Origin of the sequence: Alteribacter salitolerans (genome assembly GCF_016901055.1) — a bacterium.
Lineage (GTDB): Bacteria > Bacillota > Bacilli > Bacillales > Salisediminibacteriaceae > Alteribacter > Alteribacter keqinensis.
Genome location: NZ_JAFEUX010000005.1, coordinates 91,533 through 106,110, shown reverse-complemented (window position 1 = coordinate 106,110; position 14,578 = coordinate 91,533). Strand labels below are relative to the sequence as shown.

The 14,578-nt window shown below is 45.3% G+C and carries 15 protein-coding genes, 1 pseudogene and 1 riboswitch; of the genes and pseudogenes, 10 read left to right on the top strand and 6 right to left on the bottom strand.

Annotated elements, in window-relative coordinates:
* The first annotated feature begins 126 nt into the window (after positions 1–126).
* The 3 genes from JSY36_RS11390 (at position 127) to JSY36_RS11380 (ending at position 2,608) form a co-directional block, all read left to right on the top strand.
* On the top strand, positions 127–654 hold the full coding sequence (locus JSY36_RS11390; RefSeq protein WP_205166507.1) for a gamma carbonic anhydrase: 528 nt from the start codon (positions 127–129) through the stop codon (positions 652–654).
* A 244-nt stretch (positions 655–898) separates the two neighbouring features.
* Entirely contained in the window at positions 899–1,438 is a 540-nt protein-coding gene (locus JSY36_RS11385; protein WP_205166506.1) for a phosphatase PAP2 family protein, read from the top strand.
* 24 nt (positions 1,439–1,462) lie between these two features.
* Positions 1,463–2,608, top strand: a complete 1,146-nt coding sequence (locus JSY36_RS11380; protein ID WP_205166505.1) for a glycosyltransferase family 4 protein — start codon at positions 1,463–1,465, stop codon at positions 2,606–2,608.
* Between the two features lie 194 nt (positions 2,609–2,802).
* Here the strand turns inward: JSY36_RS11380 and JSY36_RS11375 are convergent.
* A pseudogene (locus JSY36_RS11375) lies at positions 2,803–2,904 on the bottom strand (IS3 family transposase); the annotation flags it as partial.
* Positions 2,905–3,191: 287 nt separating this feature from the next.
* On the bottom strand, positions 3,192–4,406 hold the full coding sequence (gene metK / locus JSY36_RS11370; RefSeq protein ID WP_205166504.1) for a methionine adenosyltransferase: 1,215 nt from the start codon (positions 4,404–4,406) through the stop codon (positions 3,192–3,194).
* 167 nt (positions 4,407–4,573) lie between these two features.
* Positions 4,574–4,688: riboswitch (SAM riboswitch) on the bottom strand.
* Between the two features lie 311 nt (positions 4,689–4,999).
* Here metK and pckA point away from each other — a divergent pair.
* The 5 genes from pckA to JSY36_RS11345 all read left to right on the top strand — a co-directional run bounded on the left by pckA (position 5,000) and on the right by JSY36_RS11345 (position 9,558).
* Complete coding sequence (gene pckA / locus JSY36_RS11365; RefSeq protein ID WP_122898219.1) at positions 5,000–6,586, top strand: phosphoenolpyruvate carboxykinase (ATP); 1,587 nt, start codon at positions 5,000–5,002, stop codon at positions 6,584–6,586.
* A 113-nt stretch (positions 6,587–6,699) separates the two neighbouring features.
* Positions 6,700–6,837: a hypothetical protein gene (locus JSY36_RS11360; RefSeq protein WP_183163818.1), complete on the top strand. Its 138-nt coding sequence runs from the start codon at positions 6,700–6,702 to the stop codon at positions 6,835–6,837.
* A gap of 150 nt (positions 6,838–6,987) precedes the next feature.
* Positions 6,988–7,977 carry an ABC transporter substrate-binding protein gene (locus tag JSY36_RS11355; protein ID WP_122898221.1) on the top strand — a complete coding sequence of 330 codons (990 nt, stop codon included), beginning with the start codon at positions 6,988–6,990 and terminating at the stop codon, positions 7,975–7,977.
* Between the two features lie 26 nt (positions 7,978–8,003).
* Entirely contained in the window at positions 8,004–8,783 is a 780-nt protein-coding gene (locus JSY36_RS11350; RefSeq protein WP_122898223.1) for an ABC transporter ATP-binding protein, read from the top strand.
* Entirely contained in the window at positions 8,761–9,558 is a 798-nt protein-coding gene (locus tag JSY36_RS11345) for an ABC transporter permease (RefSeq protein ID WP_122898225.1), read from the top strand. Before JSY36_RS11350 ends, JSY36_RS11345 begins: the two co-directional genes overlap by 23 nt.
* A gap of 201 nt (positions 9,559–9,759) precedes the next feature.
* On the opposite strand, the gene ytkD is transcribed toward JSY36_RS11345, so the two are convergent.
* The 4 genes from ytkD to JSY36_RS11325 form a co-directional block, all read right to left on the bottom strand.
* Positions 9,760–10,254, bottom strand: coding sequence for an RNA deprotection pyrophosphohydrolase (ytkD, locus tag JSY36_RS11340; RefSeq protein WP_122898227.1), 495 nt, complete (start codon positions 10,252–10,254; stop codon positions 9,760–9,762).
* A gap of 85 nt (positions 10,255–10,339) precedes the next feature.
* On the bottom strand, positions 10,340–11,545 hold the full coding sequence (locus JSY36_RS11335) for a bacillibactin exporter BcbE (RefSeq protein WP_205166503.1): 1,206 nt from the start codon (positions 11,543–11,545) through the stop codon (positions 10,340–10,342).
* Positions 11,546–11,648: 103 nt separating this feature from the next.
* Positions 11,649–12,266: a molybdenum cofactor guanylyltransferase gene (gene mobA / locus JSY36_RS11330; protein WP_205166502.1), complete on the bottom strand. Its 618-nt coding sequence runs from the start codon at positions 12,264–12,266 to the stop codon at positions 11,649–11,651.
* The gene (locus JSY36_RS11325) at positions 12,267–13,031 is read right to left on the bottom strand and encodes a formate dehydrogenase accessory protein FdhE domain-containing protein (protein WP_205166501.1); all 765 of its coding nucleotides are present in this window, start codon (positions 13,029–13,031) and stop codon (positions 12,267–12,269) included.
* Between the two features lie 87 nt (positions 13,032–13,118).
* Here JSY36_RS11325 and JSY36_RS11320 point away from each other — a divergent pair, with 87 nt between their 5' ends.
* Both JSY36_RS11320 and JSY36_RS11315 read left to right on the top strand, forming a co-directional pair.
* Complete coding sequence (locus JSY36_RS11320; protein ID WP_205166500.1) at positions 13,119–13,994, top strand: polysaccharide deacetylase family protein; 876 nt, start codon at positions 13,119–13,121, stop codon at positions 13,992–13,994.
* Between the two features lie 20 nt (positions 13,995–14,014).
* On the top strand, positions 14,015–14,518 hold the full coding sequence (locus JSY36_RS11315) for a hypothetical protein (RefSeq protein ID WP_205166499.1): 504 nt from the start codon (positions 14,015–14,017) through the stop codon (positions 14,516–14,518).
* The last annotated feature ends 60 nt before the right edge of the window (positions 14,519–14,578 follow it).

The window sequence follows — 14,578 nt, the reverse complement described above, 5'->3', positions numbered from 1 at the left end:
TTAGGCTCCTCAGGCGTCAAGCATCACCTCTTTTATTCTGGTAAAATGAAAGCACATTCAAAAGTGAAGGCACTGAAAAAGTTGGGCTGTACTTTTTCAGTGGCCTCAAAAGTTGAGAGGAGTTTGATGATGAAAATCTATCCTTATAAAAATCATACACCTGTTATTGACGAGTCTGTTTTTCTAGCCGACGGTGTCGTTATCACCGGTGATGTTCATGTAAAAAAAGACGCAAGCATCTGGTTTAATACTGTAATCCGGGGAGACGTAGCCCCCACTTACATTGGCGAAGGCGTAAACATCCAGGATAACAGTACCCTTCACCAGAGTCCGGATAACCCTCTTGTATTGGAAGATGGTGTGACTGTCGGGCACCAGTGTATTTTACATAGCTGTAAAGTTAAAAAAGAAGCCCTGATTGGGATGGGTGCAACCATCCTTGACCGGGCGGAAATAGGAGAAGGGGCATTCGTCGGTGCCGGCAGCCTCGTACCTCCGGGTAAAAAAATCCCTCCCGGCACCCTGGCTCTCGGAAGTCCCGCAAAGGTTGTACGTGAGCTGACAGAAGAAGACATAAAGGATATGGCCCGGATCCGCCGGGAATATGTAGAGAAAGGCCATTATTATAAAGGTGTGATTGAAGGTGAGGAGTAGAAGTCATCTTTCTATTAAGACGTTCCGTTGCTGAATTCAGTTTTTTATTAAGGAATCCCGATGTGGATTCAGGAATTCTGGATATGTTCAGGAATCCTCCCTATCGAACAGGATGCAAAAAAGGCATTTAGCCTCCTTTTGCATCCTGTTCTTTTTTCTTAGCAAAACCTTCATACTTACCTTACTCTATCTTAATATTTTCCTAGTATGCTTGAAGTAAAGACAATTACAGGGAGGAATTGTGTTGGTAAAATCTTTGGAATGGATTTTTTCAACTGACAGGTTGCTGTTTAAAGCCATTAACCGCTGCAAAGAAACGACTCCGTATCACATGAGTATGGGAATTCTCACTCACCTTGGTGGGGCAGCCATAACCGTGAGCATCGCTCTTTTGCTGCTGATGGTTTCCTCTCCAGAGTGGAAGGCTGCCGCTGTTCAATCGGCACTGGCCCTCCTCATCAGTCATCTGGTCGTGACAGTCTTTAAAAAAGGATTCAAGCGGGCCCGTCCGTATCTGGTTATCGGGGATTCATACGTCATTCGCAACCCGTTACAGGATTCTTCTTTTCCTTCCGGTCACACAACCGCGATCTTCAGTTTAATTACACCGTATATGCTCTATTTTCCGGGATTGATATTGATTTTACTCCCGCTCGCTTTAATTGTCGCTATTTCAAGAATATCGATCGGACTGCACTATCCTTCCGATGTGATAGCCGGTGCTGCCCTGGGTGTTGGCACAGCCTTTGTTTTTTATCAGCTGTGGATGGTCTTTTGGATTTGAAATGAGAATGGAGGATATCAGAAAATGAAAATCGCATTATTTACCGACACGTTCACACCACAGGTAAACGGCGTTGCCAAGACACTCCAGCTACTTGTTCATTACTTCGAAAGGCACCAGATTCAGCATGAAGTGTTTGTGCCTGAAAGTGTAAAAAAAGAGCCCCTTTTTAACGGGAATATTCACCGATTTGCAAGTCTGCCTTTCTTTTTATATCCGGAATGCCGCCTTGCCTTTCCAAACCTCATCACAATCAATCAGCAGCTCCATGCCTTCAGTCCCGACCTCATCCACATTGCCACTCCGTTTAACATGGGCCTTTGCGGACTGCGCTATGCCAGGAAAAATGCAGTCCCCTTCGTTGCCTCCTATCATACTCACTTTGACTACTACCTCGACTATTACAAGCTTGGGTTTGTGATGCCCTGGATATGGCGTTACCAGCTCTGGTTTCATGAAGATGCGAAAAAAATCTTCGTCCCCTCCAGAGAAACGAGGAATCACCTTCAGAGAAAAGGATTTGAACACCTTGAACTCTGGCCGCGGGGCGTAGACTGCGACCGTTTTACCCCAGATAAAAATACAGGATCTTTCCGGGAAAGATTTAAGATCACAAAAAAGAACATTCTTCTTTACGTGGGTCGGGTAGCACCGGAAAAAGACGTGGATGTGCTGAGCCAAATGATTGATCAGATGAACCCCTTATTAAAATCCGACACCCAGTGGGTAGTCGTCGGTGAAGGTCCGATGCTTGATGAAATGAAGAAGCGTCATCCAGATGATATTTTATTTACCGGTTACCTGGACGGAGATTCACTGGCTGAAGCCTATGCCACAGCGGATCTTTTTGTCTTTCCATCATCCTCCGAAACGTTTGGGAATGTCGTCCTCGAGTCTCTTGCTTCCGGAACACCGGCAATTGTGGCAAAAGCCGGCGGGGTTCAGGAGATTGTCCAGCATAATGTGACGGGATGCATATGCGAAGTAAAAAATGTCCGCTCTTTTTCAGAAGCAACGGAACAGCTTCTCCTGTCACCTGCCACCCGCCGGCTCATGGGTGTCCGTGCCAGAGCCTACGCTCGCTCCCAGTCGTGGGACGGTATTTTCTCAAATCTAGTTGCACATTACGAAGAGGCAACTTATAGGAAAACGAAGCAGAAGCTGGCTTGAGTGTTCCTTCGAGAGGGGGAATGGTGTCGAACGGTCGATATATCCTCTTTAAAGATCGATATATGACCAATAAGCTCGATAAATTCAAATAGTGGTCGATAAATCAGGCTAGTCCGCCATCTGCTTAACTTTTTCTAAATGCCAAAAATGAACAGCACCCCGTCAAGTAGACAGCGGAAATAAATAAAAATGAATTAAGCGGCCTTAGCTCTGTATTCACAGGGACTGAGGCCGTTTAATTTTTCCTGGTAACGATCATGGTTGTAGAAATGTATGTACGTATGTATGTACGTATGTATGTATGTATGTATGTATGTATGTATGTATGTATGTATGTATGTATGTATGTATGTATGTATGTATGTATGTATGTATGTATGTATGTATGTATGTATGTATGTATGTATGTATGTATGTATGTAGTCTTCAATGTCCTTTTGTAGTTCTTCGAAAGTTTTTCTAATGCCGTAAAGTTATTTTTATACACAAAAACTCCCCCAAAGATAAACAGATTTTGTGTATTTCATCTGTCTACCTTTAGGGGAGCATATCAATCGCTCATCGGGGGTTCTGCTATACCGTTTTACTTTCCTTCTTTAGCAAAAGCCTGTTCTTTCAGTGTATCAGCTTTATCTGTACGCTCCCACGGAAGATCTACGTCGGTACGTCCAAAGTGTCCGTATGCAGCTGTCTGCTTGTATATTGGACGGCGCAGATCAAGCATTTTAATAATGCCTGCAGGTCGAAGGTCGAAGTTTTCACGGATCACGTCAACCATCACATCTTCGCTTACTTTTCCAGTATCGAATGTATCAATGGCAATGGATACCGGCTGTGCTACACCAATGGCATAAGCAAGCTGAACTTCACAGCGGTCAGCAAGGCCTGCAGCAACAAGGTTCTTCGCTACGTAACGAGCAGCATATGCCGCAGAGCGGTCTACTTTTGTTGCATCCTTACCTGAGAATGCTCCACCACCGTGGCGGGCATATCCTCCGTACGTATCAACAATGATCTTACGTCCTGTAAGACCAGCGTCCCCTTGAGGACCGCCGATTACGAAACGGCCGGTCGGGTTAATAAAGTACTTCGTTTTTTCATCGATCAGGTTTTCCGGAACGACCGGAGCAATGACATGCTTCTTCAGGTCTTCTTTGATTGTATCAAGGGTTACTTCCGGGTGGTGCTGAGTGGAAATAACGATCGTATCAATGTGTGCCGGCTGTCCGTTTTCATCATACTCCACTGTTACCTGTGTTTTTCCGTCCGGGCGCAGGTACGATAACGTACCATCTTTACGTACTTCACTCAGGCGGCGGGATAATTTATGGGACAAAGAAATCGGAAGAGGCATAAGCTCCGGAGTCTGGTTATCAGCATAGCCGAACATTAACCCCTGGTCTCCTGCACCGATCGCTTCAATTTCATTGTCGGACATTTGTCCTTCACGGGCTTCCAGTGCCTGGTCAACCCCCTGGGCAATGTCAGCACTCTGCTCGTCAATGGACGTAAGAACCGCACATGTTTCGTAGTCAAAGCCGTATTTTGCACGAGTGTAGCCGATCTCTTTGACCGTTTCACGTACGACTTTCGGAATATCAACATATGTGGAAGTAGAGATCTCCCCAGCTACAAGAACAAGACCTGTATTCACCGAAGTCTCACATGCTACTCGTGCGTTTGGGTCACTCTTCATAATTTCATCTAATATGGCATCGGAAATCTGGTCACAAATTTTGTCCGGATGTCCTTCTGTTACTGATTCTGATGTAAATAAACGTCTTCTTTTCTCTGCCACTGCATGTACCTCCTCGACCTATTTCAATAATAGGATATGTGTATTGTAGTGACGGTACTCATTCTCCCGGCAGAATACTCAGATCCATTCATGATCCAAGCTGACTCAAAGTCACTAAAAAAACCTTTTCCCGATCGAGGAAAAGGTTTGATCCATTCGCCTTTACCCTCTTATCTTCAAGACACAAGTCTTGCAGGTTAGCACCGTTCACCAGTATGTAGTCAGGTGGTGATGGTTGCTGGGCTTCTTCGGGCCTGTCCCTCCGCCAACTCGGGATAAGAGTATCCGTTCGTATGCCATAATAACCGATTTGCCTGACACTGTCAACAAAACTTCTTTACATACACATTGGAAAACAGCGGAATCTGCAGGCAACTCATTTCCCCGCCTACATACAATAGTAAGCCAAGATCAAATACTCTTTCCCTTCTTTATTATAAGCACATGAAACATGACCTTAATTTTAAAAAAACAGCACGTTTTCTTTATAAATAGTATAGACTATTAAAATCAATGTGTTATACTAATTACAACATAATGACTCATAATTACGTTTAAACATAACGTCTAATTAAGAAAGGTTTGGTGTGAAGATGAGTACACTTCAGTTTGAAACAGAATTAGAGCGCATCATTAAAGGACATCACGTTTATAAGGACCTCCCTGCTGCACGTTTAATGGAGAAAGCGCTTGAGCGTAATGAAGGATTAATTACGGCTACTGGTGCCTTCAGGGCAACCACTGGTAAATATACAGGCCGCTCGCCAAAAGATAAATTTATCGTAAGTGAACGTTCTGTACAGGACAAAGTGGACTGGGGTCCTGTAAACCAGCCTATTCAATCAGACGTTTTTGAAAGCCTTTACGTAAAAGTTCTTGACTACCTCGGACAGAAAGATGAACTTTTCGTCCGCGATGCCTACGCAGGTGCCGATAAACAGTACCGTCTGCCAATCCGTATTGTAAATGAATTTGCCTGGCATAACCTTTTCGCCAAGCAGCTGTTTATCCGCCCTGAAAAAAACGAACTGGAGAACTTCATTCCTGAGTTCACTATCGTTTCTGCTCCCGGATTTAAAGCCGATCCGGAGGTGGATGGGACAAATTCCGAAACGTTTATTATCGTCTCTTTTGAAAAACGAACCGTTCTTATCGGTGGTACGGAGTATGCAGGAGAGATGAAGAAATCCATCTTCTCCATTATGAACTACCTGCTGCCTGAAAAGGATATCTTCTCCATGCACTGCTCGGCAAACGTCGGACGCGAAGGCGATGTGGCTCTTTTCTTCGGACTTTCCGGAACGGGTAAAACAACACTCTCAGCAGACACGAATCGCAATTTGATCGGGGATGATGAGCACGGATGGTCTCCTAACGGGGTCTTTAACATCGAAGGCGGCTGCTATGCCAAGTGCGTGAATTTGAGCGAGGAAAAAGAACCGCAGATCTTTAATGCAATCCGTTTTGGTTCTGTTCTTGAAAACGTTGTGGTTGATGACGATTCAAGAGAACCGGACTACGATGATGTCTCATATACAGAAAACACACGGGCGGCATACCCTCTTGAAGCCATTCCAAATGCGATGGTTCCAAGCGTTGCGAGTCACCCGAATACGATTATTTTCCTGACCGCTGATGCCTTTGGCGTCCTGCCGCCGATCAGCAAGCTTACGAAGGAACAGGCAATGTATCATTTCCTGTCCGGTTATACGAGTAAGCTCGCTGGAACAGAACGGGGAATTACAGAGCCTACGGCAACGTTCTCTACCTGCTTCGGGGCACCATTTCTCCCACTGCCGGCGAACCGTTACGCCGAAATGCTCGGTGATCGGATTAACCAGCATGACGTAGAGGTTTACCTCGTTAACACCGGCTGGTCAGGGGGGCCTTATGGTATTGGAGAACGTATGAACCTGCCGTACACAAGGGCAATGGTTCAGGCTGCACTTCAGGGAGAACTGGCCAGTGTGGAAACAGAAACCGATCCTCACTTCGGTCTTCACATCCCTACTCACTGCCCGGGAGTTCCTGATGATGTCTTGATTCCACGCCGCACATGGATGGATAAAGACGCCTATGACCGCAAAGCACAGGAACTGGCAGCTAAATTTGAGTCCAACTTTACAAAGTTTGATGACGTGAGCGATGAGATCCGTAACGCAGGACCAAAGACAAAGTAATCTGATTAGAAACCGCCCGGGGGCATACCCAGGCGGTTTTTTTATTGGCGAACGTATTTTTTGGAAAACTTGTCCATACTATTTATTAATCACATCGAAAAGGAGCATTAACCGTGAAACCTGCAAAAGAACCAAAGTTTACAGGCCATGTACAGGAAGCGTTTAAAGGACTTTTTCTCGGACTGGCCATGATGCTCATCGTTTTTTTACTGCTTCATTTTGTCTTTGGTATTGAAGCCTTTCAAAAGTAATACACAGACCGCTTTCTCTTATGGAAAAGCGGTTTTTTTCTGCTTCTGTCAAAATGTTTACTCCACTCTCCCTCTCACTCACACCCGGGCACCTCCGTACATACACTATCCCATCAGCGAATACCCATTTTCATTTAGGAGGACCAATAGATGAGTGTGTGGAAAAAAACGAGTTTGCTTTTATTATCCATGCTGCTTTTAGCTTCAATTGCGGCATGTTCGTGGGGGAAATCAGACAAAGTACGGGTAGCCGAAGTGACCCGGTCGATCTTTTACGCGCCGCAGTATGTCGCTATTTCCGAAGGCTTTTTTGAAGAAGAGGGTCTCGAGGTTGACTTAACCACAACGTGGGGCGGTGACCAGACGATGACAACCCTTCTCTCCGACGGAGCCGATATCGCCCTTGTAGGGGCAGAAACATCAATATATGTTTACGCCCAGGGCGCCAATGACCCAGCCATCAATTTTGCACAGCTGACCAAGACAGATGGTACCTTTTTAGTTTCACGTGAAAAAGTCGAGGACTTCACATGGGATGACCTTAAAGGATCCACGTTCCTCGGCCAGCGCCGGGGTGGAATGCCTCAGATGGTTGGAGAGTATGTGCTAAAAGACAACGGCATTAACCCGAGAACCGATTTAAACCTGATCCAGAACATTGACTTTGGTAACATTGCTTCCGCCTTTGCCAGCGGTACAGGTGATTATGTCCAGCTGTTTGAACCACAGGCTACACTGTTTGAACAGGAGGGGATCGGATATATCGTAGATTCTTTCGGTACCCAGTCTGGCGAGGTCCCATACACCGTTTTTATGGCTAAGGAAAGCTACCTTGAAAAGAACGATGATACAGTAGAAAGGTTTACACGGGCCATTGCAAAAGCACAGCAATGGGTTCATGAGCAGCCTGCGAGCGTTGTAGCTGAATCTATCCAGCCGTTCTTTGACGATACTTCCCTGGAGGTCATTGAAAGTGTTGTGGAGCGGTACCGAAGCCAAGGGTCCTATGCCCAGTCACCACTTTTAAAGGAAGAGGCGTGGTATCACCTTCAGGCAATTATGGATGAAGCAGGTGAACTGCCGGCTCAGGTAGAGTATGAAACATTAGTAAACACAGATTTTGCTGACCGTATAGAATAAGTACCGCTGTTGAAAGGGTGGTGAACGTGGCATTTCTGCAAATTCAAAACGTAGAAAAAACCTATTTTTCAAAAACGAGCGTGACTGAAGCTATTTCGGCTGTTAACCTCGATATTACGAAGGGCGAGTTCGTTTCCGTGATCGGTCCCAGCGGGTGCGGGAAAACGACCCTTCTGTCCATGATCTCCGGGCTGTTAAAGCCGACAGCCGGTACCATTAACCTTGACGGAAAACTCATTACAAAGCCAACTCCGGATACGGGCTATATGCTTCAGCAGGACTATTTATTTCCCTGGCTGTCAATAAAAAGCAACATAACCCTCGGGTTAAAGACGATGGGACTTCTTACGAAAGAGACCGAGTGTCACGCCCTTCATTTACTCCATGAAATGGGCCTTGGGGAGTTTAAAGATGATTTCCCTTCCCAGCTTTCAGGGGGGATGCGTCAGCGTGTTGCCCTTGTGCGTATGCTCGCTACCCAGCCTAAGCTGCTGTTACTCGATGAGCCGTTTTCCGCCCTCGATTACCAGACTAAATTAAAGCTTGAAAACCTTGTCCATACAACAATTAAAGAGCACGAGAAAACCGCCATTCTCGTTACTCATGATATCGGCGAAGCTATCGCCATGAGTGACAGAATTGTTATGCTGTCAAAACGCCCTGCAACGATCCACCGTATTTTTAAAGTGCCTGATGAAATGAAAGGTCTGGAGCCTTTTGAAGCGAGAAACACGGCGGGTTTCAACGACTTGTTTCAGGATATTTGGAAGGAGCTGGAGTCCTTTGAAAACGAAAGAACTTCATAGCGCCTACGTCCAGGGCCTGAAACGGGAAAAACGCTGGGTCCGTCTCACCCAGCTTTCCATCCTCATATTGTTTTTCGTATCCTGGGAGTTTCTCACGAGTCAACGCATTCTGGACCCCCTGCTTTTCAGCTCTCCGTCCAGAGTGTGGAATTTACTTTTAGTCCGCATTCAGGATGGCTCGATCTTTGTTCATTCTTCTGTGACCTTGTTTGAAACCGTTCTTGGGTTTATCCTGGGGACGGCGATGGGAACTGCCATGGCTGCCACTCTCTGGTGGTCCCGCTTTATCTCAAAGGTAATGGACCCTTACCTTGTGGTGCTTAATTCCATGCCGAAGGTCGCTCTCGGGCCCATTTTAATTGTAGGTCTCGGCCCGGGATTCTCTTCCATCATTGCCATGGGAGCACTCATCTCGGTAATCATAACCACCCTTGTCGTTTACAATGCGTTTAAGGAAGTGGATGAAAATTACCTGAAAGTGATCCGTTCTTTTGGAGCTTCGAAAAGAAAATCATTCTTTTCTGTCATTCTCCCGGCCTGCTTTCCAACGATCATCTCCACCCTTAAAGTAAATGTAGGGCTTGCGTGGGTAGGGGTTATTGTAGGAGAATTCCTCGTTTCAAAGCAAGGACTCGGGTACATGATTATCTACGGATTCCAGGTGTTTAACTTTACGATGGTTATGCTCAGCCTTCTAATCATTGCCGTACTCGCAACAGGCATGTACCAGCTTGTAGAGCTGCTCGAACGTAAGCTGTTAAAATACAGAGGTTAACTCTTTTGAGGGGGATCAAGGGACTGTTTTTCCTGATAAATGAGTGTTTTATCCCCAATAGAACACTTTTCCTGATAAATTTCGTTTTATCCTGAAAATCACTATAAATATCAAATAAACCTTCGCTCAAAACCAGAGTATTGACCACCTTCATAAACAGAAAAATCCCCTGGAGCATCATGCCTGCAGGGGATTTTCAAATTATATCGCTGTAATGAAACGTTTTTTCACTTCATCCAAACTCAATGATAAGACATTGTCTTTCATAATAAAGCTGTATTCATGGTTGGAACGGACATTGTCGGGAAGGGTCTTTAAAAGCTTCGGGCCTTTTGTTTCATGATAATTGCTCCGGGTCACAAGGTCATCCACAACAGCATAATAAACATTTTTAATGACCGTTTCTTTTTTGCCTTTGACACGGTATTGCCCTACATAATGAATGTTCTTAACGATGCCCCCGGTCTCTTCAAATACTTCCCGCTTTGCTGCAGCCACAGCCTCTTCGCCTTCTTCGACTTTCCCTCCCGGAAACTCGAGTCCCCGCGACGGATGAATCGTTAACAGCCAGTTTCCGCGAAACCGGGATACAACCCAGACGTTTTTCGGTTGATGGGAAAAAGGATGGTCCTCTGTTGAAAACTCAACTTCATTATTATAATAATCTTTAAAGGTATGAATGTTGCCCACTATCATCACTCCCAGATGATTCGTCGGCACTGACTGTCTTACAATTTCCGACGTTTATCGTTATTGTATGAAATCACAGGGTCACTGTCTATTATTCTGCATAAGTTTTTTTATCTGGCCGAATCAGAATAATTGTCAGCACAGCGCCAATTAATGAAACTCCGGCGAGAACCGCAAAGAGTACAGGGTGTGATCCTTTCATGAGAATAGCGATCACAGGCGGGGCCAGGGCTATCCCTACAAACCGCATACTCGAATAGATTGATGAGATTGTTCCCCTCTCACTTTTAGCTATCCCTTCTGTTACAAGGGCATCCATACTCGGCAGAGCAACACCAATGCCAATTCCGCTGGCAAACATGGCACTTAAAAGAACGTAAATATCTTTACTGAAAACCACCCAGACATTACAAAGCGTGAGAAGGATCAGTCCTGCAAAGGTCGTCCATTTCATGACACTTTTCTCTTTTCCAATTAACTTCCCTGTTACATAGGATGACAAACACAGGGCTGCCAGAGGAATCGCAAGAACAATTCCTTTTTTAACCCCCTTAATAGCATGCTCTTGCTCAAGGATGGTGGATAAATAAAACAGAACTCCAAAGATCACAAACATGCAGATGCACCCAATCGCAAATATTGCATAAAGCCACGGTCCTTCATTGTGAAAAATCTTCTTTACTGAAGTAAGAAAATCTTTAAATAAAGGAGGCTTCTCCTTTGTTTTCGGCGTCTTTACAAGAAATGTCATCAGTGCCACTGACACAAGACAAAAGACGGGAAAAGCTAAGAAAGGCAAGTACCATATTACCGTTGCCAGGGCAGCACCAAGAATCGGACTAAGCACCTTTCCGAACGTATTGGATGTTTCAATCACACCGAGACCATTGCTTACATCCTGCTCTTTCTTAAAAATGTCACCAATGAGCGGCATGACGATCGGAGCGGCACCGGCGGCTCCTACGCCCTGTAAAAAACGTCCGATGAGGATAACGGCATACGGATCAGGCAGCTGCCAGGCAGCCCATCCTGAAACCGCCCCTCCCAAAGCTGCAATCACAAGGCTTGGGATAATAATTCGTTTTCGTCCATACTGATCAGATAAAAATCCGGCAATAGGAATGAGAATAATTGCCACTACAGAGTACACCGTAATAATCATACTTACCTGAAAAGCCGAGACGTTCATTTCTTTTTCCATTGTAGGCAGAACAGGAATGAGCATCGAATTTCCCAGGGTCATCACTAATGGGATCGATGCTATTGATATTAAGTCCCATGTCTTTTTCTCCTCCATTACCAAAGCCCTCCTGCTCATGCACATCTTGTGTTAGTATGCAAAAACAATAAGCTTTTTATGAGAGGAGAGTTTTTGGTTAAAAAAATATAAAAAGGCTGACTCAGAAATCGCCGTCAGCCAGTATTTTGCAAATATAATCGTATTCTTCAGGGTAATTCATGTTATAAAAACTCCGCCCCCACCCCGATAAACCATATCCCCTTGCCTGTTCTTCTGTTACTTTTGCTACTTGAAGCTGTGAAAAGACTTGCTGTAACTTTAGTTCATTATTTTTAAGAGCTTCACTGATCACAGACAGGCTTCTTTTATTATACACAGCACATAAAGGCTGATCTTTTCCTGCTGGTGCAGGGAGAATGACATCTGCCTCCGGGTGTTCATTTGCCTCTGCAGCTAAAACCTTTATGACAGCCTGGTCGATCAAAGGCATATCGCATGCCGCTACGAGATTCCACTCATTTTTACTTGCACTAAGTCCTGCATGTATGCCGGCAAGAGGACCTTTCCCGGGAAATATGTCGTTCGTTATCGGAACTTGCAGGAAATGATAAAGGGCGGACTCATCAGATACAACCATTACTTCCTCGCATAAAGGCGCCATTATATTCCTGATCCGTTCAATCGTTTTCTTCCCGCCAACATTCAGCAGTGCTTTATTCATTCCCATTCTGGATGACTCCCCGCCTGCGAGAATGATGCCCGTTACATTATCATTCATTTACACTTCACCGTATCCTTCCTCCTGAGCGATATAATCAAGATGCAGGGTGAGAAGATCCAGCATGGCCGCATTATTTTCAGTAACATCAATAATGACCTTCACATAATTTTTGCAGCTGTCGCACACTTCCAGCTCCGAGTGCTTCTCTTCCTGCACAGTTACCCGGTAGACAGCACTCGATTCTTCCTCGCCACAGTGGGCGCAAGCCTTCCTTTTTACCTTCCATAAAGCCTCACAGCGGGGACAAAGAAACATATCGCCTTTTTTCAACCGGACTGGTTCAGCACAGCACGGACAGGCTCCTCCTACATTCATTTCATCTGCAAACGATTGGGATCGTTCGGCAATGAGCTGCAGAAACGGACGCAGCGCCTGTTCCGCAATGTAATGAGGAAACCACGCTGAAATCCGGTGTTCTTCCGCAAACGTTTGAAAGTAGTTTGTATTGTATCGAAGAGCTTCTTTCAACCACCTTAACACTGTCTCATCACCGAGCAGTTTTTTACAGCGATCAAGGTCATCTGCAAACTCGGCTGAGTATGTCTTTACTGCTTCGATGGTACTTTCCAGAGAAAAGGCGTATGCAGGGATTGTCATTGGTGTTTCCTCTAACTGAGGGATAATTGGAAATTCCTTATCAATACTCTCTGCTTTCACCTCTGACCGCCACTCTTTTGCCAGAATCGCTTTTTGTCTCTTCTGAACATCTGTGAGCAGTTGCTGAAGTTCTGTATATTCTTTTGATACAACTGATGGGTCCACTATTTTCACTCCCTTTTCCCGGTTTTCTTTTATCGAATCAGGACTTCTGTTACACTATGAAGAGCTACAGAAACAGGGGGTCTGGTCATGAAAAAGGGGATTGTTGCTGTTTCTTTTCTGCTCGTCGGTTTGACCGTCGGCATTTATTTTTTTAATGAATATGAACGCCATTTTGTGATCCACGATCACAAACAACGAAGCTTCACTCCTCTTTTTTACAGCTCCCCGGAAACAGAGAATGTCGACCGTGTTGAAGAAGTCAGAGATCACTACCGCAATGTAAGCCTTTCTTCCCCCCTTGAATGGGGAGAGAATGTAAGTGGTGTGAAAAACCGCCTGGATACAGATGAAGACGTGATTGCCCTCACCTTTGATGCATGTGGAGGTCCTTTCGGAAGCTCGTATGATCACTCCCTCATTACTTTCCTGCGCGAACATGAAATTCCTGCTACTCTTTTCATTAATCTTCGTTGGATTGATGAAAATGAAGAGATATTTCTCGAGTTAGCTGAAGATCCGTTATTTCGCATCGAAAATCACGGAAGCGAACACCTCCCTCTTTCAGTGAACGGTAATGGTGCCTGGGGAATTAATGGCACGGCGTCTCCTGAGGAAGTCATTGATGAGGTCATGTTAAACCAGGAGCGAATCCTGGAAATGACAGGCCAGGCTCCGCGATACTTCAGGTCGGGAACCGCACACTATGACGAAAAAGCTGTAGAGATTGTTGAAAATCTGGGGCTTACGGTTGTTAACTACGATGTTTTAGGAGATGCGGGAGCTACTTTTTCTGCTTCTGGGGTAGAGGAAGCTCTTCTATCGAGCAGAGCCGGTTCCATTCCTCTCTTACATATGAACCAGCCCTCTTCAGGAACTGCCGAAGGAGTAAAGCAGGCAGTTCCCCAGTTACAGGAAGCAGGCATTACATTCGTCCATCTTGATCAATACGAACTATCAGAATAGTTGTTGGAGGATCCTTAGTCATGAATAAAACAAAAGGTACGATTTTTTACAGTGCCGTCGCTCTTTTCAGCCTTCTTTTTATTGCTGTTGCCGTCTGGATAAATCAATCGTATTTCGCAGGGGTTGTAAACCAGCCGATTATTATTACAATGGGGCTTTGCATCCTCGGGCTTTCGGGGTTTGAACTTTATAAAAAAACCTTTGAACAGCGGCACGCCGTGTCTACCGCTGTCCTTTGTGCCACGTCGATCGTCTTTTTGGTTGTCATTTTCCCAGGCAACAGCTATACAGCTTCCGAAGAGCAGCTCGTTGAGCGCCTTTCGGAAGAACATGGTGAAGAAGCAAGACCATTGGAGGTGTTCACAAGTTCGTTCACCGGAAATGAGCGTCCGAGCGTTTTTGTGACCCGTTATTATGTGCACAGTGTGGAAGCAGGGGGAGAAGAATTGTTTTACTTTGTAAATCCCGCTTCAGGTGAAGCCATTGAACTTGAAACTGCCGACGAAGGCCCGAACGGGGAGTAAGGTGTCATTTTATGCGTGATGATGCACCAGGCAGCCGCTATTCTCGGTTTGCACGCAGGA